Genomic DNA, 24,438 nt, shown 5'->3' with positions numbered 1-24,438 from the left:
ATAGAAGCTTATCCAAATTATCCAAAGGGGGATTTTCATGCAATTATTTATTATTCTTTTGTCGCTTGGGCTATTAATGTTCGTAGCGTACCGTGGTTTCTCTGTTATTTTATTTGCACCACTCTGCGCACTTTTAGCCGTACTACTCGTTGACCCAAGCCATGTTTTACCGTTTTTCTCCGGTGTATTTATGGAAAAAATGGTCGGATTCATTAAATCTTATTTTCCTGTCTTTTTACTAGGAGCGATTTTTGGAAAAGTAGTTGAAATGTCAGGCATCGCAGAATCAATTGCAAAAACAATTGTCCGTTGGGTCGGTGCGAAACGTGCGATGCTCACCATCATTTTACTAGGTGCTATCTTAACCTATAGCGGCGTAAGCTTATTCGTAGCTGTATTCGCCATTTATCCATTTGCCGCTCAAATGTTTAGAGAAGCAAACATTCCAAAACGGTTGATTCCTGGAACCATCGCTCTCGGTGCTTTTACCTTCACGATGGATGCATTACCAGGAACACCGCAAATCCAGAACGTTATACCAATTAACTTCTTTAAAACAGATATCTACGCAGCACCAACACTGGGAATTATCGGTGCTATCTTTGTCTTAGGACTCGGTCTTCTCTATCTAGAAACAAGAAGGAAAAAAGCAGAAAAAGCAGGGGAAGGCTACTATGGCTTTGGCACAGAAAATGCTTCGGCTTTGGAGCTGGCCAAATCAGAGGAAAATGAAATGGTACCGGATTTAAAGTCACAACAATCTGTTTTACGCCAAATCATGGCGTTTGTGCCTCTAGTGCTTGTAGGAGTAACAAATAAACTATTCATTACCTACATTCCAGAATGGTATCCGAATGGGTTTGATTTTTCTGCTATCGGCTTAAATGCATACACGGTAGATGTAAAAGCAGTTGCTTCTATTTGGGCAGTTGAACTGGCGCTAGTAGTCGGGATCGTCACATCCCTTGCGTTTGATTGGAAACGAGTAACCGTAAACTTTAAAGAAGGTTTAAACCTAAGTATTGCTGGGGCATTGCTTGCGACCATGAATACAGGTGCGGAATACGGTTTTGGAGGGGTTATTTCTTCTCTTCCAGGGTTTACGAAAATCAGTGATGCGATTTCTAGTACGTTTACCAATCCGCTTGTTAACGGTGCTGTAACTACCAGTTCCCTTGCCGGTATTACAGGTTCTGCATCTGGGGGAATGGGGATTGCGCTAGGCGCGATGGCGGAAAAATACAATCAAGCGATTGCTGCAGCACATATCCCTCCTGAAGTTATGCACCGTGTGGTAGCGATGGCATCCGGGGGGATGGATACTCTGCCGCATAATGGAGCGGTTATTACCCTGCTTGCAGTAACAGGATTGACTCACAAGCAGTCTTACCGTGACATCTTCGCTGTAACAGTGATTAAAACAGTAGCTGTATTCTTTGTCATTGCGATTTACTCTATGTTTAACATCATTTAATGATTCATAATGTACTAGATTTAAAGGAGGATCTCGTATGAAACAGTCATTAGAAGGGAAAACAGCATTTATTACTGGATCTGCAAGTGGAATTGGATTAGAACTCGCAAAGACCTTTGCACAGGAAGGCGCAAAGGTAGTTATTTCGGATTTAAACGCGGTCAAGAGCGAAGAAGTGGCCGCTGAGTTAAGGGAGCAAGGATTTGAAGCGCTAGCTGCCCCTTGTGATGTAACAAATGAGGAAGCTTTTAAAAATAGCCTAGAGCTAGCCTACCAGACATTTGGAAGCCTTGATATTTTAGTCAATAATGCCGGAATGCAGTATGTGTCTCCAATTGAGGAGTTCCCAACTGAAAAATTTGAGTTACTTGTCAAAATCATGTTAACTGCACCGTTTGTTGGTATCAAACATGTTTTTCCACTTATGAAAAAACAAGGATTTGGAAGAGTCATCAATATGGCTTCCATTAACGGTGTCATCGGCTTTGCTGGGAAAGCTGCTTACAATAGTGCCAAACATGGAGTCATTGGTTTAACGAAAGTGGCAGCACTAGAAGGCGCAGCTGACGGAATCACTGTAAATGCATTATGTCCTGGCTATGTTGATACCCCGCTTGTGAGAAACCAACTAGGGGATTTGGCGAAAACTAGGAATGTCAGCTTAGATCGTGTACTTGAAGAAGTGATTTTCCCGCTTGTTCCTCAAAGAAGGCTATTATCTGTTACGGAAATTGCCGATTATGCCGTCTTTTTAGCAAGTGATAAAGGAAGAGGAATAACCGGTCAGGCAGTCATCCTGGATGGTGGCTATACAGCCCAATAATGTAAAAAGGGGTCAGGAACCACATAATTGTGGGGTCTGACCCCTTTGTCAGTATATTTGGTATAATTAATATATCTAGTGTGGTAAGGGTGGGAAAAGAATGTACCAAGGATTTGAGAATATCCCCTATAATTGGCATGAGCAAATTATTAATCTATTAGCGGAACGAATTGTAGTGGTGGATCGAGAGGGTATTATTCTTTATATTAATGAGGCTTATTGCGAGTTTTTGGGGACGACAGTGGAGGATGCCATTAACCGGCCTGTGGAAGAGGTAATTGAAAATACCCGCATGCATATCGTTGCCAATACAGGACAAAAAGAGCTTGCTTCGTTGCACCCCATCAATGGTAGTGAAATGATTGCTAACCGCTATCCTCTCATCGTGGATGGAGAAAGGGTCGGAGCCTTGGGAACCGTCATGTTCCGTACACCAGAGGAATGGCGGATGTATAAAACGAAAATACAAAGACTTGTAGAAGAACTGAAATATTATAAAACAAAAGTTGAAAAGGAATTGAAAAGTAAGTATCAATTCTCCGACTTAATTGGGAATAGCCAGTCTTTTTTAGCAGCGAAAAAACTAGCAGAAAGAATATCTGAGAGTAACTCATCAGTCTTATTAATCGGTGAATCTGGGACGGGTAAAGAGTTATTTGCCCACGCCATACATAATAATAGTATGCGAGAATCATTGCCTTTTGTGGCCATCAACTGCGCATCGATTCCTGAACATTTACTAGAATCGGAGTTGTTTGGGTATGAAGAAGGTGCCTTTACAGGAGCAAAAAAAGGGGGGAAGAAGGGACAGTTTGAAATTGCCAATAATGGGACCCTTTTTCTGGATGAAATTGGGGACATGCCCCTCTCGATGCAAAGCAAGCTTTTGCGAGTCTTACAGGAAAAAGAGGTGCAGCGGGTCGGAGCTCCAAAGTCCATTCCTGTTGATGTTCGAATCATCGCGGCAACCCATCGGGATTTAGAGAAGCTGGTGGAGGAAGGGAAGTTTCGTCAGGACTTATATTACCGATTGAATGTCATAAAAATTGAAATTCCTCCTCTTAGAAAAAGAAAAGAGGATATCCCACAAATCTCTATCAGTTTATTGAAAAAACTGGAGAGGAGATTTTATCGTAAAGGGATAGAGTTGTCAGCTGGGGTAAAAGAAAGATTAATGCAGCATGCCTGGCCGGGAAACATTCGTGAGCTTGAGAATGTGTTGGAGCGAACGATCAATGTTCTAGATGGGAAAACCATTGAATTGGTTCACCTGCCATTATATTTACGTGAATTGGAACCGGAGAGCCCCTCTGAGATCGAGAGCCGTACGGAAAGCAATCAGCCTTTGGAGGAAATTTCCTTACCGGTGGTTCCTTTAAAAGAAACACTGGCTCATGCAGAAAAAAAGGCCATACTAAATGCGCTCAATGTAACCAACGGAAATAAGCAAGAAGCCGCCAAACTCCTGGAAATAGGAAAAACCAGCTTCTACGAAAAATGCAAAATATATGAGATAAAATAGCAGGGTGTCAGGCACCGCTCGTGGACAAATGTCCAAGGCCGGTGCCTGACACCTTTTTTCTTCGATGGTATTTAATGTCCCGACAGTACATATGTATGTAATATCAAACGTTTGATGGTTTTAATGGTTGGTGGATTGTTCATTTGTAATTCCGACTTGACTCATTGGAATGTAAGTGATGGAAAAATTTACAATTACAGAGGAGGAGTAAAATGAACGCCCTTCTTATCATTGTTAATATCCTTGTTTTGTTTGCGCTCATGTTTGGTCTTTTCATGATGCAAAAAAAACATGTCTCTTTTTCTAAACGTGTTTTTACAGCATTAGGCTTAGGTATTATTTTTGGTTTTATCATCCATCTGATCTATGGCACCACACATGAGGTGACAACAGGGTCCATCGATTGGTTTAACATTGTAGGAAATGGTTATGTTAAGCTACTGCAAATGGTAGTTATGCCGCTGGTTTTCATTAGTATCGTTGCCGCTTTTACTAAATTAAAATTAACCAAAAATATCGGGAAGATTAGCTTTCTTGTGATTGGAATTTTGCTTGGTACGACAGCTATTTCTGCAGCCGTTGGAATTGGATCTGCATTAGGGTTTGGTCTTGACGGGATTCAGTTAAACGCGGGAGATGCCGAGAAAGCTAGAAATGCTCAACTTGAGGAAAGAGTGGCCGGTGTGGAAAGTATGACATTGCCACAGCAGATTATTGAGTTAATTCCGAGTAATCCATTTCAGGATTTAACAGGAGCACGGCCAACTTCTACGATTGCCGTTGTTATCTTCGCTGTCTTTATTGGGGTTGCCTATCTTGGAGTCAAACGAAAGGAATCTGAACACGGCGAGTTTTTCGCGCGGATCATAGATACGGCGTATTCGATTGTCATGAGGGTAGTAACATTGATTCTTCGCCTCACACCGTATGGCATTTTAGCAATTATTACAAGGGTCACCGCCACAAGTGATTATGAAGCTATTGCTAAATTAGGAAAGTTTGTCATTGCTTCCTATGTGGCGCTTATCGTTATGTTTATTGTCCATCTATTACTGTTATCGTTTGTTAAACTAAACCCAAGAAATTATGTGAAAAAGGGCCTTCCTACCTTAACCTTTGCCTTTACTTCACGTACAAGTGCGGGAACGTTACCAATGACGATTAAAACACAGACAAAAGACTTGGGCGTTTCTGAAGGGATAGCAAACTTTGCAGGCTCATTTGGACTTTCCATTGGTCAAAATGGCTGTGCGGGGATTTACCCAGCCATGCTTGCCGTTATGGTTGCTCCAGCAGCAGGGGTCGACCCAACCAGTCTCTCCTTTATTCTTACGCTCATCTTGGTCGTAGCGATTAGCTCCTTTGGTGTTGCAGGTGTTGGCGGTGGTGCTACCTTTGCAGCCCTGATCGTACTTTCTATTATGAACCTGCCAATTGCCATAGTCGGTTTACTTATCTCAGTAGAGCCACTCATTGACATGGGCCGTACAGCACTAAACGTCAGCGGAGCCATGACTGCAGGCGTCCTAACAAGCAAAGCAACAGGCGAATTCGACCAAGAGACCTACCAACAACCAAACATTGTAGAAGCATAAAAATAAAAAGGTGTCAGGCACCACAAATGTACGTTGTATGAGGACAAATGTCTTTTCGTGGTGCCTGACACCATACATTGTATTTTTTAGATACATAAAATGCAAAAGGTGATAACTCCAGTTAGTGTTCCGAGGAAGGCACCTGCTAGGACGTCTGATGGGTAGTGTAAGCCGAGGTAAATTCTTGATATGCCCTCAAGGACTGCAATAGGGATTAAGATAAAGGATAGGTTGGGTACAAATAAGATGTAGGGTGTTACAACGGATAAAATAGCTGTTGTATGCCCCGAAGGAAAAGAAGGGTCTTGTAATGGATTTTCATGAGTTTTTGTTTTTTCAATCTTTACATATGGTCTTCTCCGCGGGAGTACCTCTTTCAAAATATGGACAGGTATATGACTCGCTGATAATGCCAGTGCGCTGCTGATAGCCGTTAATTTGGCCTCTCCTGATGATAAAAGAATGAGAATCAATGTTGAAGCGATTGTAAGATCTGCTCCTCCTAAACGTGTGACCAAACGAAAAAAGAGATTTAATAGCTTTTTATCAAAATGGTGATTTACCTTCTGCAGCACTCGACAATCAAAGCCATAAAACAATTCAAGTAGTTCTCTAGTCATTTTTCCGCCCCCCTTTACTTTAATTGTATTAAAAATAAAGAGGGGATTTCTTAACCTTATGTTAAGAGCGTGTAAAGATTATATATAGTTAAAGCTAGGTTATACAGCAATGCTATAAACGGTCCGTAAGAAGGTTCTACGTGCCCGAACCAGAAAAAAGAAGAGGCGATGGGTAACATAGAAAGAGTCTACGTGCCCCAAACAGAAAAAGAAGAGGTAGACGGTAACGTAGAAAGGGTCTACGTGCCCCAAACAGAAAAAGAAGAGGCAGAGGGTAACGTAGGAAGGTTTTACGTGCCCCAAACAGAAAAAAGAAGAGGCAGAGGGTAACGTAGGAAGGTTTTACGTGCCCCAAACAGAAAAAAGAAGAGGCAGAGGGTAACGTAGGAAGGTTTTACGTTACTCAAACAGTAATAGAACCGAATAAAGGGTCACGAAGGAAAAGGCCATACGTGACCAATGTGATGAAAGAATGTAAAGAGCTAAATCAGGTATTCCTAAAACAACACCAACCGTTAACAAAGAAACAGTAAAAAGGTTAGAAAGGACACAATCCTATTGTCCAAAAAATCCTAAAGCATATTTAATACCTTCTTCAATCTCACTTGTTTCATATCCTTGTAAATCCTCATGGGTAATTTCTAATTTGGTTCTTGTTAATGAATACCCACTATCTAAGTTAATATCAAGCAGTACATCATAGCCAGTTGCAGTTGATGTAATATCGATGATGTCATAATCACGGATCGCGGTGCCTGTTTCGTATTCCAAAGGCTCTAGTTCTGACATTACAAATACCCCCTAAGTTGGTTATATCGTTCATTAGCATTTCCAATACGGTAAGTATTCATCAAAGGATTCAAATGAGAATTACTGGCACGTACTGATCACAACGACTACCAACTAAAAAGGTTAAGACAACTATTTATCGGAAGTTTGATCAGCATTTTTTGCATCCGCTGCTCTTTTAGTCCCTTTGCTGACATAAGGCTTGGCGTTTTTTGCTTTATTAGCGCTAGTTTGCCAACGGTTCCAGCCTTTCTTACCTGTACCCCTACCTATTCCACTTTTCGCTTTTGCTTTTGCTTTACTCATCTAACCACTCCATTTTTTAAATAAAATTTATATATGTCGTTGGTTAGTTTAACACGATTTAGCGTGAATACATAATTACACCGTAATTAAAGGTTTTTCTTCAAAAAAGTCGAATAGTAGTATTGCATTATTTTCCCAATTGGAGGGGTAGGATTGAATTTTGATAATAAAACTTTATATGTAATCGACAAAAAAGACGGCTTAGGTTTGGAATTTAGTAAATTGGTATCCATGATGAACTATACCAGGCAAACAACCTTAGATGCAGTAAAAAACTTAACCGTAGAAGAGCTAGACTTTCTCTTTGATGAAGAAGCTAATTCCATTGGAATGCTATTAGCACACCTGGCTTCGGTTGAAAGAACGTACCAGATTGTAACGTTTGAAAACCGGGACCTAACAGATGAAGAGGAAAGTGCTCTTAATCCTGCATTAGATTTAGGAAAAAATGCTAGAGATCAGATTAAAGGAAACCCGCTTGAATACTACCTTAAAAAATTAGAACAGGTGAGAAACGAGACGATTGCAACATTTAAAACGCTGCCAGACGAATGGCTATTTGAACAAGCGCCGTTTTGGTGGGATCGTCCTGCTAATAATTACTTTAAGTGGTTTCATGTGTTTGAGGATGAACTGAGTCACAGAGGGCAAATACGCCTGATTACAAAGATGTTTCGGAAGCGTAAGGAATCAATTAAATAGAAGTACAAAGTAATTTATTTTTCAAAAAGGGCAGTGATCGTCCATGTGTTTAATATTATTTGCTTACAAGATTCATCCACAATGTCCATTGATTGTCGCCGCTAACCGTGATGAATTTTATCGGCGTCCTACTGCACCCATTCACTACTGGGAGGACGATCCTACCATCCTTGCAGGCCGGGATTTAGAGAAGATGGGTACGTGGATGGGAGTTACCACTTCTGGAAGATTTGCAGCGTTAACTAATTATCGCAATCCAAAGGAAGTAACCACAGGTAAGCAATCCCGCGGGGAATTAGTGGCAAATGCTTTAAAATATAATGGCGATTTGAAGGAGTACATGCAGGGGTTAGATAATCGTAAACAGCAGTATCCAGGTTATAACTTATTAGCGGGTGATGCGAAAGAGCTCTATTATTATTCAAATAATGGGCAGGAGCTTCAAAAGCTGGAGCCTGGCATCTATGGTGTCAGTAACCATTTGTTAAATACGGAATGGCCGAAGGTGGAAAGAGGAAAGGAAGGTCTGTCCCAAATCATCACAGGGGCTCGAGAAAACCTGGTTGAGGAGTTAATGTTGCTTCTTCAACATGCAGATCCTGCCCTAGATGAATCTCTTCCAAACACAGGCGTATCGTTAGAGTGGGAAAGGTTACTTTCTCCATTGTTTATTCAAAGCGAACACTATGGGACACGGAGTTCAACCGTTTTATTATTATCGGTAAAAGAAATGGAATATGTGGAGCGGGTATTTTCTGATGGAGAGGTAAGTGAACGGAGCTATAAGGTGGACCTTTAAAAAACTAATCAAACGTTTGATTAAAAGTTGTCTATACAAGAAGGCGGGATTCGAAAAACTAATCAAACGTTTGATTAAAAGTTGTCTATACAAGAAGGCGGGATTCGAAAAACTAATCAAACGTTTGATTAAAAGTTGTCTATACAAGAAGGCGGGATTCGAAAAACTAATCAAACGTTTGATTAAATATTGCCTATACAAAATGGTGGGTTTAGAAAAACTAATCAAACGTTTGATTAAAAGTTGCCTATACAAGATGGTGAGTTTAGAAAAACTAATCAAACGTTTGATTATTATTTAGCTCAAAACTCTTTTCTTCCTCCGAAAGGTAAAAAATAAAATACATCCAAGAAGGAAAAGGAAGAATAAATAGAAACTATATTTAGAAAAATAGGCGCCGACATGAATCCAATTTTCGCCTAACACTCTTCCAAGAGTAATAAACGTAAAGCACCAGGTCATGGCACCTAAATAAGCAAATATGGCAAACTTTTTATAAGAGTAATTATTAATCCCCGCAAGATAGGCCGTCACATGCCTTACACCAGGAATAAAGTAGCCGATGATCAGCAGAAAGGGCCCGAACTTCATAAATAATTTCCTAGTTTTATTCACTCTTTCTTCCGTTATATGAAGCTTTGGTCCAAACCTGTGTAAGAATGGGAGACCTAATTTAATCCCTAAAAGATAACTTAGCGTAATACCGCCGAATGCACCGATAAAAGCACATAAAAGGGAGGGGAAATATGACATTTTCTCCTGAAAAACATTATAGCCAACAAAAGTAAGCAAAACCTCATCCGGTATGGGGAGTCCTACAATCCCACCAATTAAAGCAATAATGATACCAAAATATCCATAATGTCCAATGAGATGATTCAAAGATTGCACTATTACACATCCCTACTAATTGTCTGCCACAACATATTTACATACTTATTAAAATACACTTTCCTATATTATTTTTCACCAATTATAAAAAATAATGTAAGAAAAGCTTATATGTTAACAATAACTCAATGAAGGAGAAGTAAGAAAAATATGCTAGAAAAATTTCATAGCAAACATTTTACTCTCGAAAAAGTCCGGAACGGAATATATGCGGCCATCGCAAAAGAAGGCGGTGGTGCAGTCGGAAACGCCGGGTTTGTGGATTTAGGGGGTCAGACCCTTGTGTTTGATACCTTTAACACCCAACAAGCAGCGGAAGACTTAAAGAAAATGGCTATACAAGTAACGAAGCGGCCTGTCACATGGGTGATTAATAGTCATTGGCATGGAGACCACATCCGAGGGAACCAGGTTTTCAAGGAAAGTACCATTATTTCGAGTCAATCCACCTATGGAAAAATGAAGGACCTTCATCCTGCGAGAATTGATAAACAGAAAAGTGATATCCAAGGTCTTAAAAATTATATCCAGTCACTAAAGCTTAAATTAGGAGAGGCACACGATGAAAAATTACAGCAGCAGATTCATTTTTTACGCGAAATGGAAGTGTCTTTACCCACATTGGAATTAGTGTTACCTCATCAGACATTTACAGATGAAATCACTTTTACAGGAAGCGAAAGAAGCGCTCGTCTATTTACATTGGGTGGCGGTCATTCCCACTGTGATTCCGTCCTTTATATTCCAGAGGAAAAAGTAGCATTCATGGGTGATTTGTTATTTGTGAATTCACAGCCATCCCTGTTTGAGGAGTCAAATCCCGAGAACTGGATTCAGATTTTGAGGAAGTTAGAAGAAATGGATATTGAAACAGCCATTCCTGGACATGGAACAGTTGGAACAAAAGGGGATTTTCAAAAGATTATCGAATATATAGAGAATCGATAGTTTTTAAGTTGAAGAAAGTGGAGATGTGAGAGCATGTTGGAATGGCTTAATACGAATCTAAGTATAGAAACGGTCATTTGGTTATTTCCGCTTACATTTTTACTACATGATTTTGAAGAAATCATTTTTGTAGAAGCTTGGTTTCAGAAAAACTATGCTAAGGTAATCAAACGGGTACCATTAAGGGCAAGAGGCTTATTTGAGGGAATGTCACACACAACGGCAGCCAGATTTTCCATCCCTGTTGTATTGCAACTTGTCATGTATATAATCGCAGCTTATTTGGCAGTGGAGCAGCAATTATATGGGTTAGTGGTCGGATTTAATGTTCTCTTGTTTCTTCATGTATTCACGCATATTGGGCAGTCTCTCTTTTTTCGAACATATGCATTAGGTGTGGGGACGGCCATTTTGATCACCGTACCTTACTCACTATATCTATTTTACCGGCTTCTTCAGGATGAGATTATTAATTTTAGGGATATCGTTTTAAATGCTCCTTACGGTTTAGTCACGATTTTTATCGTATTCATCGGGCATAGAATAGCCCCTAAATTACTTCCTTCTGTAAAAAGATGAATTTAATAGTTTATTAGGTAGTAGTATTTTATAGGGACAAATTGTTAAGGGGTGGAGAGAGTTGAATTTATACGTAATCCGGCATGGGGAGTCTGAACATAATATTGATCGAACAGTGATGGCGCATACCCATGATTCACAGCATTCGTTGACGGATCTAGGGTTTCATCAAGTTCGAAAAACGGCTGAATTTATGAAATCCCTACTAAATGAAAAGACAGTGGTATACAGTTCTCCTTACTTACGGACGATTCAAACAGCGCAAGCAGTTCATACTCACTTGCCAGAACAGGTTCCTTTTTTCGAGAATCCTTTAATAAGAGAGTGGGAATTAGGGAATCTTTATGACTTTAGCAATCGCCCACCAGAGAAAAAGAAGGAATTCAAAGCAGCAGGCCAATTTTATTTTCGCTATGAAAATGGGGAGTCACTGGCCGATGTGTACTTACGCGCAACGATGTTCATGCACACCGTCATAGAGCGTGTAAAGCGGCAGCAACGGTATGAAAATGTTGTCATCGTCACGCACGCAGCTTTTATTCAGATGCTCCTAACCTTCCTGATGAATTGGCCAATAGAGGAATTAACTGGCTTTAAGCCCGTAGAAAATGCGTCGGTTATCAAAATAAACGAAAACAAAGGCGACTACGAGTATGAAAAGATTTTTGTTCCTTCAGTAAATTAATGGAAAATGGTGCCTGACACCACAAAAGGGCTCCTTCAGACAGAAGGGGCACTTGAATTTTACATTATAAGAAGTATAAAAATCGACTTCGAGAATTGTCCAGCTCCAGCGCCTAGCCCCTCGGGTCAAATAACCTTCGGCAATAAAAGTCAAAAGGCGGACTTTTCTTGCCGAAGAACATTTGTCTGTCGGGGCTGACCAAGGCGCTTGCGCTTTTCTAATTGACCGCAAGCTCTTCCTCTAAAAGTCCAAGCTGAATCAATCCATGGAGGATGCCATCATTACAATTAGAGGTTGTCACTAAATTCGCAATTGCTTTTGCCTCAGGAACGGCATTCCCCATAGCAACTCCGGTTCCCACAGTAGAAAGCATCTCCAAGTCGTTCAATCCATCTCCAAAGGCATAGCTATGCTCCATTTTCATCTCTAATGCCTCAAGCATCTTCTGAATACCAACGGCCTTGGAAGCTCCTTTTGGAAGGATGTCGTACGCATAATCATGCCATTTCACGAAACTAAATTCCGGGAAACGTTCCGCATACATTTGTTCATATTGGGCTTCACAGTATAGATGTCCTTGATAAATAGACCACCGCTTAAAATACTTTGGATCCACTTCAGGGTATGCCATCATCAAAGAATCAAAGCTAGATTCTATAAACGGATGGTTTGGTTCACTTACCTTGTAGTCCAGGTGGCTGCAATACGCTAAGGCATGACCGTTGCTTGAAGTCATGGCCGATAAAGATTGCAGAATATCTGAATCAATAGGATTCGAGTAAATCTCCTGTCCCTCAAACACAACATACTGTCCATTCATCGCTACATAGGAATCAATATTTAATTCCTTCAGAATCCAATAAAACATTTTGGGAACCCGCCCAGTAGCAATCGCCGTATGAATTCCTTTTTCCTGAAGCAGACGAATGGCAGTCTTCGTGGACTCTGGAATCACTTTATCTTCATTTAAAATCGTTCCATCAATATCGAAAAATACAATGGTTTTTTGCATGGTAACACCTCCGAGAGTACTACAGCACCAGCCCTAACGCTCGGTTGCCCGATCACGCGGACCAGGTGCTGAAGGCTTTGCAAAAACAGAATATTGTATGAAACGCGTTTCAGGTCAAGAGATTTTAGAAAAATAATTAAACCGTCTTACGTTCAATTAAGGTAACAGGTATTTCTTGATAGGAAACTTGGTCATTGTGGTCTATACCTTGAAGAAATAGTTTTCTGCCAATATCCACAAGCGGTATTTCCATTGTCGTGATCTTCATCATTTTCGCAATCGGCTGGTTGTTGAAGCCGATAAGGGCCAGGTCCCCAGGTATAGATATTTCACGAGTCTGAGCACAGGTAACAATACCTGCTGCGACCTCATCACTGGTCACCAACAGAGCGGACGGCGGGTCCGGCATCTCAGTCATCTTCTCTATGACTCGTTCCCCATCCTCAAAATGCAAACAGTGGTCAAAAATATAGGCTGGATTATAAGGTAACTTGTGATTAGCTACAAAATCTTTAAATGCGTTTTCTCTGTGTCTACTGTTTGTACCCGATTTACGACCAATACAATACCCGATTTTGTGATGCCCTTTTTCAAACAAATAGTTTAGTGCAGTCGTGAAGCTTTTATAGTGGTCCACAAAGGTGGATGAAATTTGCTTTCCCCTCGTATCTTCACATAAAATAATGGGTCCATAGGGAAGGTGCTCTGAGATAGTTGTCCAGTTGGATTTTCGAGAACAAATGATTAGTGCATCAATTTGTTTTTGTTTCAACATTTGTAAGGCCTCTAATTCCTTCGCCTCCACGTAGTTCGTTTGAAAGAGAACAAGTTTGTAGTTATTCTCCAAGGCCTCACTTGCCATTCCCTTCACCAGCAAAGAGAAATAGGGATGGTCAATATAAGGAACAACGACACCTACAAGAAAGGTCTTCCCCATGCTTAAATGGACCGCATTGATATTTTGCTGATAATTCGTTTGTTCGATGGCTTCTAACACCGCTTTTCGCTTTTCTTCACTTACATATGGGTGCTGATTTAACACGCGTGACACAGTAGTCACAGAAACGCCAGCCATTTTGGCGAGATCCCTAATGTTTGTCATAAGCAACCAACTCCTATTCCTGGTGCTTTTCATCATTTTTGTTATTATAGCTAAGTTTACAGGAAAAGGGGAGACAGGAGGCCAAGGTGAGTAGTGATGAATAAAAAAGAGGTGCCATTTCAAGGTCAGGCACCTCTTAACACATTATTTATTTGCCTCTTTCATCACTTCCACATAAAACTTAATGGCGTTCATGTAGTTTTCGATGCTGACATGCTCGTTAGTGCCATGCATCCGGTTGAGATCCTCAGAAGTAATTTGTACAGGCAAGAAACGATAGGTGTTTTTTGAGATTGAGTCATATTGCCGTGCATCTGATCCCGCAAACATTAAGTAAGGCGCAACCACTGCATCTTGATAAACATTTCTCGCTGCCTGCTGTATCGACTTAAATTGCCAGCCGTCCACTGATGATACCTTGGAGGCTTCAGTGCCAGTGATCGTCACTTTAATATCTTCATCATCAATCGTATCTTCAATGAATTTTTTCACTGCGGCTAAAGAATCACCAGGCATCACCCGAAGGTTAATAATGGCGGAAGCCTTTTCTGGCAAGGCATTGTATTGTTCACCCGCTTGAAAAATGGTGGGGGCAATGGTGGTTCGAATTAAGGCAGCGGATGCTGGCTGCTGCAATAAGATTTTTTCAATCACCGGTTCAAAAATTCCTTTGTTGGCAAATACATATTTCATTCCAAAGCTCATTTCGGGTGCTACAAACTCAAACATGTCTTCTCCAGGACCCCTCAGGTCACCTTTAAACTGGGTATCTTCTAATTTGCTGATGGCACTGGAGATTCGTCCGATATTGGTATGATCCTTCGGCTGCGACGAGTGTCCACCACTGCCTTCAATGGTTAATTCTGCAGTGGCAGAGCCTTTTTCTGAGATGCCGACAACGCCGACTGGCTGCTTAACACCAGGCACCATGTTTTCGACAATCGCCCCACCTTCGTCTAACACATAGTCAAACGTAATTCCTCTCTCTTTTAAGGTGTTTACAATAGCACTCGCTCCTTCATCCCCGCCGATCTCCTCATCAAACCCAAACATGAAATACATGTCGCGGTCCGGCTTGAAGCCCTCTGCTAATAGATAATCGACTGCTTGTAAAATACCAATGACGCCAATCTTGTCATCCAATGTCCCCCGGCCCCAAATCTTTTCGTCGACCACCTTACCGCTAAAAGGGTCCTGCTCCCAATTGGCTTCGGTTCCTGTTAACACGGGGACCACATCATAATGGCTTGTTAATCCGATGGGAAGTTTGCTAGAATCACTGCCTTTCCATTTATAGACCAGGGCATAATCATTCACTTTTTCAAATTCTAAGTTTTTGTAAACGGCAGGAAAGGTTTCCTGTAAAAAATCAATAAACTTAGTAAACTCACTGAAATCAAATTTACTGCGGTCTTGGTAGGAAACGGTTTTGAACGTGATGGCTTTTGATAGATGCGCGACTGCTTCATCCTGGTTAATCACTGTTTTGACTGGCATAGGAGAGGGTTGCTTTGATTTTAAAGTTAGTGCATTGAAACCGGTTACAATAAAAAATAAAAGTAATAAACCAACGATTATAAGTGAAGCCAGCTTTCTCTTTTTCATAGAAACATCCCCCATCAACTCTATTTATAATTTCATATTACAGCATTTGCTAGAATAGTATAAATAATTAGAAAAAATTAAGGGTAAATAGGGACGTTTAATCTCCCGAAACCGTTAGAAAAACAGTTAACCGGTCGATAAGAGAGGTTTATAACTCCCAAAGCCGATGGAAAAAGAGCTAGCCAGTCTGATTTAGAAGGGTTAATAAGCCCATGCTCTATGAATAAATCCATGACTTTTGCCGTATTCAAATATTTAGTTTTAAGATTTAAGATATGTGGATGTATTGTTTTAAAAAAGCTCTGTTAAAGAATAATGTTGATTTTTATACCCTGTTGATTGGAGCGGAAGGTGCGAAGACTCCTGTGGGAGTACGGTTCAGGGGAGACCCCGCAGGCGCAAGCGCCGAGGAGGCTCGCCGAAACGCCCACGAACCGCTCGCACCTGGAGCGGAAATCAACAGACAAGTTTAACAGATCCTTTAAAAATGTAATAAAAGAGAGGTATCTTTAGAATGTCTATGGATTCATTTGTACTGGCTTTTTCAATGTCGGCATTAGACTATGATATGTTAAAAGATTTGGGGATTTCTATCGGGATTTTGCTGGTGTTTATCCTATTTAGAAACCTATTTACTAAGTATGTGTTTCAGTTGATTCTAAAGCTGTCTAGAAAAACACCAACTGACTTCTTTACACAAATCTTTTTAAGTTTTGAACGTCCTTTAGGATGGGCTTTTATCATCGTAGGTTTGTATGTGGCAATGGATTACTTCCCGTTTGTCGAACAACATAATGCGTTGTTTTTAAAATTTTTACGATCAATGGTTATTGTGTTGATTACTTGGGGATTGTTTAATTTGTCCTCACCTACTTCGGGGATCTTAATCAGTGTGAATCAGAAAATCAACAATAAAATAGATTTAATTCTGCTCCCGTTTATTTCAAGAACCATCCGTGTCATCCTGATTGCGATTAGTATCACGATTATTGGTCAGGAATTTAATTATGATGTAAATGGATTGGTAGCAGGTCTTGGTTTAGGGGGGCTGGCTTTTGCTTTAGCTGCAAAAGAAGCGGTAGGAAACCTAATTGGTGGAATCGTCATTGTCACAGAGAAACCTTTTTCAATTGGAGAATGGATTTTAACCCCTAGCGTGGAGGGGACAGTAGAAGATATAAATTTCCGAAGTACGAAAGTGAGAACATTTAGTCAAGCACTCGTTACCGTTCCCAATTCAACCCTTGCAAACGAACCGATTACCAACTGGAGTCGAATGGGAAAACGGCGGATCAATTTCCACCTAGGCATTAACTATAAAACGACGAAAGACCAAATTGTCAGAGTGGTTCAGAGGATCGAAGACATGTTAAAGGAGCATGAAGACATTCATCCGGATACGATCATGGTTGCATTTGATCATTATAATGATAGCAGTCTCGATATTCTTATCTATTTCTTCACCAATACGATTGTTTGGGCCGAACACGTGAGAATCAAACATGATATCAATTTAGAGATTATGGGAATTTTAGAGGAAGAGGGCGTAGAAGTTGCCTTCCCAAGCCGAACAATTTACGTCAAGCCAGAAGCAAATGAAGTATTTCAAACCGTGGGTTCTCTAGATTAGGGTGTCAGGCACCATGTGAAATTTTCACAATGGTGCCTGACACCTTTTTATATTTCAATGATGATAGGTAATATCATTGGTTTTCTTTTGGTTTGAGCGAATAGGTATTGGCCAACGGATTTCTTAATGTTTTGTTTGATGATATTCCATTGGCGGACATTTTCATCTTGTAGATCATTGACTGTTTTTCGAACGAGCTGGTTCACTTCCTTGATTAGATCCTCGGAATTTTTTACAAATACGAACCCACGAGTTATCGTATCAGGCCCAGAAATGATTTTTCGCTCGGCCTTACTTAATGTTAAAACAACGACCAGCATTCCATCCTCAGATAGCTGCTTTCGGTCGCGTAATACAATCGCACCAACATCGCCGACGCTTATGCCATCTACATACGTATCTCCTGATGGCACCTTTCGAGTCTGGCGTGCCGCTCCGTTTTCGATATCGACCACATCGCCATTTTTAATAATAAAGGTATTGTTTTTCTCTACTCCAATCGATTCGGCTAACATGCGATGATGATGCAGCATGCGATATTCACCGTGGATCGGAATGAAATACGTAGGCTGCATTAAGGTGAGCATCAGCTTCAAGTCTTCCTGATAGCCATGGCCGGACACATGCATACCTGTGGTGCTGCCAGAGCCATAAATGACTTTAGCCCCAAGTTGAAACAGGTTGTCGATAATTCGTGATACATCCTTTTCATTACCCGGTATCGGAGAGGCAGCTAAAACGACCGTATCCCCAGGGTAAATGGCGACATCCCGGTAGTTGCCGCTAGAAAGTCGTGAAAGTGCAGCCAGTGGTTCTCCTTGACTCCCTGTACAAAGGATCGCTACTTTTTCTGGAGCTAATCGGTCGACCTCACGCGGCTCAATCAGCATTCCCTCTGGAACATTTAAATACCCTCGTTCGATCGCCACATCTACGACATTTACCATGCTCCGGCCAAGTAAGGCAAGCTTGCGGTTCGTCTTGATGGCCGAATCAACAACCTGCTGTACCCGATTCACATTCGAAGCAAACGTAGAAACTATAATTTTCCCTTCTGCCTTCATAAAAGCTTCGTCCATATGACTGCCTACCATTCGTTCAGAAGGGGTGAGTCCAGTTCGCTCGGCATTGGTACTTTCTGATATCAAGGCCAACACACCCTTTCGACCAATCTCAGCCATTTTATGAATATCCGCATATTGGTTATTAGCAGGTGTCAGGTCAAATTTGAAGTCGCCTGTATGAACGACATTTCCTTCAGGTGTGTGAAGCACAATCCCAAGACAGTCAGGGATGCTGTGGCTTACTTTAAAAAATGAAACCTGAACTTGCCCGAACTCAAGTTTTGAATCAGCGTTAACAGGGATGAGCTTCGTATCCCTCATCAGCCGGTGCTCCTCTAACTTTAATTCGATTAGCCCTAAGGTGAAATTGGTGGCATAGATCGGTACATTTAATTTTTTTAAAAAGTAAGGAACGCCGCCGATATGATCCTCGTGTCCATGAGTGACCACTAAAGCGCGTATCTTTTCTCTATTTTCTTCTAAATAGGTTATATCGGGGATAATCAAGTCAATCCCTAATAGACTCTCATCGGGAAACTTACCACCGCAGTCGATAATGATAATATCATCTGCATATTGAACTACATACATGTTTTTTCCGATTTCATTGATTCCGCCTAAAGCGAAAATGGATAGGGTATTTTGATTAGTCAATTGAAAATCCTCCCACTTTTTAACTAAATAGGAGTAGTATTCCCTACAAAAATGACTTTATTTATGTTAAGAAGACTAAACTTAGCTAAAGAAAAACGGTTATGGTATGCATTTCATTTTCAAGATGTTCTACTGCTGTCTCATCGGAGAACACTCCCTTCTTAAACCTTGAAGTAACAATTAAAGCATCCTTATTCATGATATATTTATTTTCTTTTGCCGGCTGCTACTGTTTAACGACTATTGCGATTATTGTTGCTGAAGGAATATTACTATTGTATAGTTAACTAAAAATAGTAAATAATCTTCCATTTTGTGTGGACTAAATTTATTTATTCCATTAAGGTATTATGAAATAGAAATGTGCAGGAGGGATAACGTGAAAGTTGCCAAAAATACAAATATTATTGTTAGAACTGTTGGCCTTATTTTGATTTTATTATCTATTTTTTTTCTTAAAGGAAATCATTCTCCATTTATTTTAACAATTGGTATTTTTGGGTTAATAATTTTAATTATCTCGAACTTTGTTTTGAAAGAAAAATAATTATAAAAAAAACCAAAGCTGTTATTCACAACTTTGGTTTTCTTTTATCTTAAAATGAATAATAGGTAATATATGTGCTGGGTGTTACACCTTTGTTATAAGACTCTTTTGAACTCCATACTTCGGTTTTAGTATATAAATTAAAGTTATTATACCAGTTCGTTATTCTATAATATTGCCCCTCTACTGGATGCGGAAAGTTTGAAGAATATGTTGTTCGAGTAGAAAAGTTATCCCAAAGACTCCAACCTAAGTATGATGTTCCTATAATTTTAACCCATCTACCTCCTGGAGCAAAATTAAAGTAAACACCTGGAACAGCATAATAAACAAAAAAGTCACCAAATACTTCAGCTTTGGTTACAGTATGGTATGTTACTTTTTGACCTGTTGGAGCATGAAAAACAGATCCGAAAGTTTTGCTTTCTGAGTATCTTCCACCTCCGGCTCCATACTTAACTTTTAGTGTCAACCTTCCAACATAGGTAGAAGGTTTTGATATTTTAATTGTGTATGTTCCGGTCGAACGGGATACTGATACATATTTATTAGGAATAGCTCCCCTATATTGTGCAGGCCAATCATATCCAATTTGTATATATTCATTCGTACTATAATTCTTCTTAATTTTATAAGAAACAGAAATTTCTCCACTACTGTTTCTACTATAGGAAGTAATTGAGATATATTCATTTATCTTAGGCGTTCCAGAATAAGTAACTGTACTAGTAGTATAACCGTTAGGACACACTGCATCCGGATCTATAGTATCCATACTTTTAGAATCGGATTGTGTTGTAGATATAGATGCCGCAAGAGCAGCACCCCCGCCGCCGCCGCTACAAGACCTAATTATTTCCGTAGTTAATAAATCCTCCTCAACAATATCATATGTTGGTGTTTCTCCATCAGGCGGAGCTGCTGATTCATCATAAGGTGGCTGGTTGAGATCATCATAATCTGTTTCTGCATTTCCTGAAATAGGCAATACAGTTAAACTTAAAGCTACCAAAATCATTAAAAGATTAAATAACTTTTTTATCATTTTATTTCCTCCTCTCGTTTGAGTTATTAAATTCTACAAATAATGATATACCCCTTTATATTTTTTCCTTTTTTTCAAAAAAAAGGAAAAAATATAATAGCAATAACCTAATTATTAGGTACTCAGGCAATTAATAAAATGTGCTGTAATGCAATCCCTAGTGCATGAGGAAATCGATAATTCTGATGGAGTGGGAGTTGTGTCTATACATAAATTGCGGACTTTACCCATATTTTTGCGTGTGTGATAGATTCATCCTCGATTATAATGAGGATAAATAGGATGATATTGGAAAGTGTGCTGCGTTGAAAGGGGAAGTGGCGATGGAAAGAGGTCTGAATTACAGTTGTGATGATGTTCTAAGTGAGGGTGTAAAGTACAAAATTATCGCCGATAACATGACAGATGCAATCGTCATGGTTGATAATAAATCAATTGTCCGTTATGTTTCACCATCCATCGAACCGTTAATAGGTTACACCATTGATCAATACGAAGGGATGGATGCATTTGATATCATTCATCCAGAAGACAGAGACTATGTTCGCTCCAAACATCTTCAGGTGGTTGAAACAAAGAGGCAAGTCAGTTTGGAATACCGCGTGATCCATTCACAGGGATCCACGCTATATGCTGAAACAAAAGTAAAACCGGTGCTGGATAGCTTTGGGAATGTAAAGTATGTGGTAGCTGTCGTAAGAGATATTACGGAGCGCAAAATGACAGAGCAGTTACTGGAAAATATCCTGGAAAGCGTGAATGCAGCGGTTTGGTCAACAGATAAGGATTTTAGCTTTTTAACCTTTTGTTCGGAAAGTATTGAAAAAATCTCAGGTATTCCAAGGCATGAACTCATGCATAAACCGATTCGCATGCATGACCATATCCACCCTGACGATAATCTTATGCTCATGGGGTCAGTTAAGGAAACGTTAGATAAGGGATTACCAGTGAACAAACTCATTCGTTTTATCCATAATGAAAATGAAACTAAATGGGGCCAGCTGATTATCCAACCGTACTTGGATAAGACAGGAGCAGTGGAACGACTTGATAGCATGATGTTAGATATCACGGAGAAAAAACGTTCTGAGCTGGTGGTTGAGGAGAGCGAACAAAGGTATAAGTCTTTATTTGAAAACAACTTAGATGGTGTATTTTCAATTGACTTACATGCCAACTTTGTCAATGCGAATCATGCCTTTGAGAAAATAACAGGTATTAAAATGGAGCAGTTACCGGACCGTTGTTTTATCGGTTTAATTCATGATGAAGACCACCTTCCTGTATTCCAAGTTCTTTCTGAAGTCATCGAGAGGAAAGAATCAAGAGATGTGGAGTGTCGTATCGTTCGTTCTAGCATAGGTGAGCGAATTGTTCATATTACCTTCGTACCGATTTTTCTATTTGGAAAATTAAATGGTGTACATGGAATCGTGAAGGATATTACGGATCGGAAACGGGAGGAGCGGGAACTCATCTTAAGTGAAGAAAGGTACAAAACGCTCCAACAAAGTATTAATCGTTTTTCTAATGACCTTGCGAATGTCATGAAAGTATCTGAGTTAGAAACTAGGCTAATCGATGAGGTGAAGAGTGTGTTATCCGTGACGGATGCTTCCATTGAAGAAATACCACGGGGTCAGGAACCGAATGACGGGGTTCGGAAGGATAAGTGGATCAAAATTGGTGAGAGGGATCAGCTCATATACTTACGGATTCATTTCAAAGATGCCCTGCTTAAAATCGAAGAGGAGTGGCTGGAGACTGCTGTCCATTATGTCACCATTCTTTATGATAACCTTCAATTCATTGAAGACCTGATGAGGCGCATGGAGGACATGGCAGTTTACAATGAAACGCCGAAATGGATGTTACGCCTTTTATTCAGATTGTCAGAAAAAGAAAGAGCCGCTCTATCAAGCGACCTTCATGATACCGTTTTACAGGATCTCATTATTTGGTATCGCAAGCTGGAATCACTTCGTTCCACCACTTTATTTAATAAGGAGATAAAAGAAGAATTGATGGAAATTGAGGAAGGATTACTCGATGCTATCCACCAAATCCGGATTACCTGTAATGAATTGCGGCCGCCATTTCTTTTAAAAATGGGATTAGTAGAATCGTTGAAAAGCCTCTTTTCCTATGCCAGAATGTTCTCTAATTACGAGATAGAATTTGATGCAGAAAACATGCAAATCCCTCTCAATGAAGATCAAATTTTAGGAATGTATCGAATCGTACAGGAACTACTAAATAATGCCTCAAAACATTCTAAGGCAACTAAAGTAACGATGAAGCTGGCAAGCAATCAAGAACAGGTTTACTTTTCTTATGATGATAATGGAGTTGGGGTAGAATTATCTGGTATGGAAGGTTCATATAAACATATGGGTATTGCTGGTATTGAAAATAGAGTTCTAAGTTTAGAAGGAGAAGTAAAGGTACATTCCGCTGCGGGGAAAGGTTTTCAGATGAACATTACCCTGCCAACTACAACAAAGCAAAAAGGTGATTACTATGGAAATATTGTTGGTTGATGATCATCGATCAGTCGTCGAAGGAACAAAAATGTTGATAGAAGCAGAGCCGGAAATGAATGTCACGATTGAAACGGACGTATATTGTGTCCCTGACTTAGTTCGTCTGAAGACATTTGATGTGATTCTATTTGACCTATATATGCCCAATATCAATGGGGCCGATTTGGCACGGAAGGTGCTCGAGGATGTTCCTGATGCCGTAATTTTAATTTATTCCGGATTTGATATTGCCCCGCATTTTAATTTGCTGATGGATTCAGGGGTTTCGGGCTTTGTAGCGAAAACGTCAACCCGCGAGCAATTGGTTCAGGCGATTCGAAGTGCTGCGAGGAAAGAAGCCATCGTTCCTATGCATCTGTTAAAGCAGCTTAGACGTCAGGAAATCGTGGTCCAAGGGGATAAGGCAAATGAAAAGACTACGATTGGAAAAAAAGAAGAAACACTTCTTCGGGAATTAGCAAAAGGGCACAGTAACAAAGAAATTTCTAAGACACTATTAATCAGTCAACGTTCATTAGAATACAGTCTAACGGAACTGTTTCAAAAACTAAATGTGAACTCCAGGGTGGAAGCCATCAAAAAATCTAAAAGCCTAGGTATTTTACCAAATGAAGATTTATATTAACTTGAAGATAACCGGTAACCACCGGTTATTTTTTTGCGCAAAAATGAAGTGGAGTGTTCGGTGTTCCCACAATTTTTTGCGTGTTTAACATCATTGTTTGCGCGAAGCGATGGCTTCTCCTGGAATATAATTTTATTAAAATCGTCAGAAACGAAAGGATGATACAAGATGAATGTTGTGATACTACAATGGGGGTTATTTTCCTTTATGATTGGGTTGGTATTGTCGCTGCCTTTAGCAGCTGTTCACTATCAAAAGAATCCATTAATGAGGCAAACGTTTACCAACCCTAAAAAACTAAAATCTGCGCACATTGATTACTTTATGCAAGCCTTGAGTTCGGGTTTAGTCTATCTCATTGGCATTTGTATGGATATGGAGTTTCCGAAGTATATCGCGCTGCCGCTTATTTATGGAATCATTATGAACCCGACCATTTTATTATTAGAAGCCACACCTTTTATTCGATCTGGATGGTCGAGATTTACTTATATGTTTCTTAGAGCAACCAGTCCGCTTTTGCTTTTGTTTGGTTGGTTTGCCATAGCGGTATTGTTTTTACCAACCTATTTAATCATCGTGTTAATTATCGTAATAATTGTTGGTGGCGCAGTGTTATGGTCTCAACAAGTTCAGAAGAAAAATACAGTCCATATGTAGGAACCTTAACTTGTCGAGTTAAGGTTTTTTTACGCTTGCGAGAGGAATACCAATTTTTGCAAAAGACATGTGGTGGTACCACAAAATTCTGCGGGGGCTCTCCTAAAGTCTGCGGTTTTGAGCCAATAGAAACTCCGTACAATGAAATCATCCAATACAATAGAAAAAACCTAGTCAGAATAACATTTTTCAAAATAAAAATAGCGGAGGGAATT

At 40.0% G+C, this 24,438-nt stretch carries 23 protein-coding genes; 14 read left to right on the top strand and 9 right to left on the bottom strand.

All coding sequences use genetic code 11. The features are described from left to right. Nucleotides 1-37: 37 nt before the first annotated feature. From RCG25_RS24040 to RCG25_RS24025, 4 genes are all read left to right on the top strand, one after another. Complete coding sequence (locus RCG25_RS24040; RefSeq protein ID WP_308081323.1) at nt 38-1,474, top strand: GntP family permease; 1,437 nt, start codon at nt 38-40, stop codon at nt 1,472-1,474. 37 nt (nt 1,475-1,511) lie between these two features. Further along, nucleotides 1,512-2,297, top strand: a complete 786-nt coding sequence (locus RCG25_RS24035) for a 3-hydroxybutyrate dehydrogenase (RefSeq protein WP_308081322.1) — start codon at nt 1,512-1,514, stop codon at nt 2,295-2,297. Between the two features lie 100 nt (nt 2,298-2,397). Beyond that, a complete protein-coding gene (locus tag RCG25_RS24030; protein ID WP_308081320.1) occupies nt 2,398-3,819 on the top strand; it encodes a sigma-54 interaction domain-containing protein in 1,422 nt (473 codons plus the stop codon). A 212-nt stretch (nt 3,820-4,031) separates the two neighbouring features. Further along, nucleotides 4,032-5,414: an L-cystine transporter gene (locus RCG25_RS24025; RefSeq protein ID WP_308081319.1), complete on the top strand. Its 1,383-nt coding sequence runs from the start codon at nt 4,032-4,034 to the stop codon at nt 5,412-5,414. 86 nt (nt 5,415-5,500) lie between these two features. On the opposite strand, the gene RCG25_RS24020 is transcribed toward RCG25_RS24025, so the two are convergent. The 3 genes from RCG25_RS24020 to RCG25_RS24010 form a co-directional block, all read right to left on the bottom strand. Continuing rightward, nucleotides 5,501-6,034, bottom strand: a complete 534-nt coding sequence (locus tag RCG25_RS24020) for a phosphatase PAP2 family protein (protein ID WP_308081318.1) — start codon at nt 6,032-6,034, stop codon at nt 5,501-5,503. 555 nt (nt 6,035-6,589) lie between these two features. Next, the gene (locus RCG25_RS24015) at nt 6,590-6,823 is read right to left on the bottom strand and encodes a hypothetical protein (RefSeq protein ID WP_308081317.1); all 234 of its coding nucleotides are present in this window, start codon (nt 6,821-6,823) and stop codon (nt 6,590-6,592) included. Between the two features lie 132 nt (nt 6,824-6,955). Beyond that, nucleotides 6,956-7,129, bottom strand: a complete 174-nt coding sequence (locus tag RCG25_RS24010) for a DUF3934 domain-containing protein (protein WP_308081316.1) — start codon at nt 7,127-7,129, stop codon at nt 6,956-6,958. A gap of 231 nt (nt 7,130-7,360) precedes the next feature. Here RCG25_RS24010 and RCG25_RS24005 point away from each other — a divergent pair, with 231 nt between their 5' ends. Both RCG25_RS24005 and RCG25_RS24000 read left to right on the top strand, forming a co-directional pair. Continuing rightward, nucleotides 7,361-7,831: a DinB family protein gene (locus RCG25_RS24005; RefSeq protein WP_308084265.1), complete on the top strand. Its 471-nt coding sequence runs from the start codon at nt 7,361-7,363 to the stop codon at nt 7,829-7,831. 43 nt (nt 7,832-7,874) lie between these two features. Then, nucleotides 7,875-8,630, top strand: a complete 756-nt coding sequence (locus RCG25_RS24000) for an NRDE family protein (protein WP_308081315.1) — start codon at nt 7,875-7,877, stop codon at nt 8,628-8,630. Between the two features lie 297 nt (nt 8,631-8,927). Here RCG25_RS24000 and RCG25_RS23995 read toward each other — a convergent pair whose 3' ends face one another. Then, nucleotides 8,928-9,524 (bottom strand): DedA family protein, encoded by a 597-nt coding sequence (locus RCG25_RS23995; protein WP_374121096.1) that lies wholly within the window; start codon nt 9,522-9,524, stop codon nt 8,928-8,930. 147 nt (nt 9,525-9,671) lie between these two features. Here RCG25_RS23995 and RCG25_RS23990 point away from each other — a divergent pair, with 147 nt between their 5' ends. From RCG25_RS23990 to RCG25_RS23980, 3 genes are all read left to right on the top strand, one after another. Further along, the gene (locus RCG25_RS23990; RefSeq protein ID WP_308081313.1) at nt 9,672-10,469 is read left to right on the top strand and encodes an MBL fold metallo-hydrolase; all 798 of its coding nucleotides are present in this window, start codon (nt 9,672-9,674) and stop codon (nt 10,467-10,469) included. Between the two features lie 33 nt (nt 10,470-10,502). Beyond that, nucleotides 10,503-11,048: an HXXEE domain-containing protein gene (locus RCG25_RS23985; RefSeq protein ID WP_308081312.1), complete on the top strand. Its 546-nt coding sequence runs from the start codon at nt 10,503-10,505 to the stop codon at nt 11,046-11,048. Nucleotides 11,049-11,109: 61 nt separating this feature from the next. Continuing rightward, entirely contained in the window at nt 11,110-11,733 is a 624-nt protein-coding gene (locus RCG25_RS23980) for a histidine phosphatase family protein (protein WP_308081311.1), read from the top strand. A 217-nt stretch (nt 11,734-11,950) separates the two neighbouring features. On the opposite strand, the gene RCG25_RS23975 is transcribed toward RCG25_RS23980, so the two are convergent. The 3 genes from RCG25_RS23975 to RCG25_RS23965 all read right to left on the bottom strand — a co-directional run bounded on the left by RCG25_RS23975 (nt 11,951) and on the right by RCG25_RS23965 (nt 15,452). Beyond that, entirely contained in the window at nt 11,951-12,745 is a 795-nt protein-coding gene (locus RCG25_RS23975) for a Cof-type HAD-IIB family hydrolase (RefSeq protein WP_308081310.1), read from the bottom strand. Nucleotides 12,746-12,881: 136 nt separating this feature from the next. After that, on the bottom strand, nt 12,882-13,847 hold the full coding sequence (locus RCG25_RS23970; protein WP_308081309.1) for a LacI family DNA-binding transcriptional regulator: 966 nt from the start codon (nt 13,845-13,847) through the stop codon (nt 12,882-12,884). A 144-nt stretch (nt 13,848-13,991) separates the two neighbouring features. Beyond that, nucleotides 13,992-15,452: a M20 family peptidase gene (locus RCG25_RS23965; protein ID WP_308081308.1), complete on the bottom strand. Its 1,461-nt coding sequence runs from the start codon at nt 15,450-15,452 to the stop codon at nt 13,992-13,994. Nucleotides 15,453-15,966: 514 nt separating this feature from the next. Here RCG25_RS23965 and RCG25_RS23960 point away from each other — a divergent pair. Next, nucleotides 15,967-17,082 carry a mechanosensitive ion channel family protein gene (locus RCG25_RS23960; protein WP_308081307.1) on the top strand — a complete coding sequence of 372 codons (1,116 nt, stop codon included), beginning with the start codon at nt 15,967-15,969 and terminating at the stop codon, nt 17,080-17,082. A gap of 47 nt (nt 17,083-17,129) precedes the next feature. On the opposite strand, the gene RCG25_RS23955 is transcribed toward RCG25_RS23960, so the two are convergent. Further along, nucleotides 17,130-18,800, bottom strand: a complete 1,671-nt coding sequence (locus tag RCG25_RS23955; RefSeq protein ID WP_308081306.1) for a ribonuclease J — start codon at nt 18,798-18,800, stop codon at nt 17,130-17,132. Between the two features lie 379 nt (nt 18,801-19,179). Here RCG25_RS23955 and RCG25_RS23950 point away from each other — a divergent pair, with 379 nt between their 5' ends. After that, on the top strand, nt 19,180-19,347 hold the full coding sequence (locus RCG25_RS23950) for a hypothetical protein (RefSeq protein ID WP_308081305.1): 168 nt from the start codon (nt 19,180-19,182) through the stop codon (nt 19,345-19,347). A gap of 49 nt (nt 19,348-19,396) precedes the next feature. Here RCG25_RS23950 and RCG25_RS23945 read toward each other — a convergent pair whose 3' ends face one another. Further along, nucleotides 19,397-20,392 (bottom strand): hypothetical protein, encoded by a 996-nt coding sequence (locus tag RCG25_RS23945; protein WP_308081304.1) that lies wholly within the window; start codon nt 20,390-20,392, stop codon nt 19,397-19,399. Between the two features lie 323 nt (nt 20,393-20,715). Between RCG25_RS23945 and RCG25_RS23940 the strand changes: the two genes are divergently transcribed. The 3 genes from RCG25_RS23940 to RCG25_RS23930 all read left to right on the top strand — a co-directional run bounded on the left by RCG25_RS23940 (nt 20,716) and on the right by RCG25_RS23930 (nt 24,223). Further along, nucleotides 20,716-22,935, top strand: a complete 2,220-nt coding sequence (locus RCG25_RS23940; protein WP_308081303.1) for a sensor histidine kinase — start codon at nt 20,716-20,718, stop codon at nt 22,933-22,935. Next, a complete protein-coding gene (locus tag RCG25_RS23935) occupies nt 22,916-23,563 on the top strand; it encodes a response regulator transcription factor (protein WP_308081302.1) in 648 nt (215 codons plus the stop codon). Before RCG25_RS23940 ends, RCG25_RS23935 begins: the two co-directional genes overlap by 20 nt. A 168-nt stretch (nt 23,564-23,731) precedes the next feature. Beyond that, the gene (locus RCG25_RS23930; RefSeq protein WP_308081301.1) at nt 23,732-24,223 is read left to right on the top strand and encodes a hypothetical protein; all 492 of its coding nucleotides are present in this window, start codon (nt 23,732-23,734) and stop codon (nt 24,221-24,223) included. The last annotated feature ends 215 nt before the right edge of the window (nt 24,224-24,438 follow it).

Origin of the sequence: Neobacillus sp. PS2-9 (assembly GCF_030915525.1) — a bacterium.
In the GTDB taxonomy this organism is placed as follows: Bacteria; Bacillota; Bacilli; order Bacillales; family Cytobacillaceae; genus Neobacillus.
Note: the sequence above shows the minus strand (reverse complement) of the source record. Positions and strands in the feature narration are given on the sequence as shown.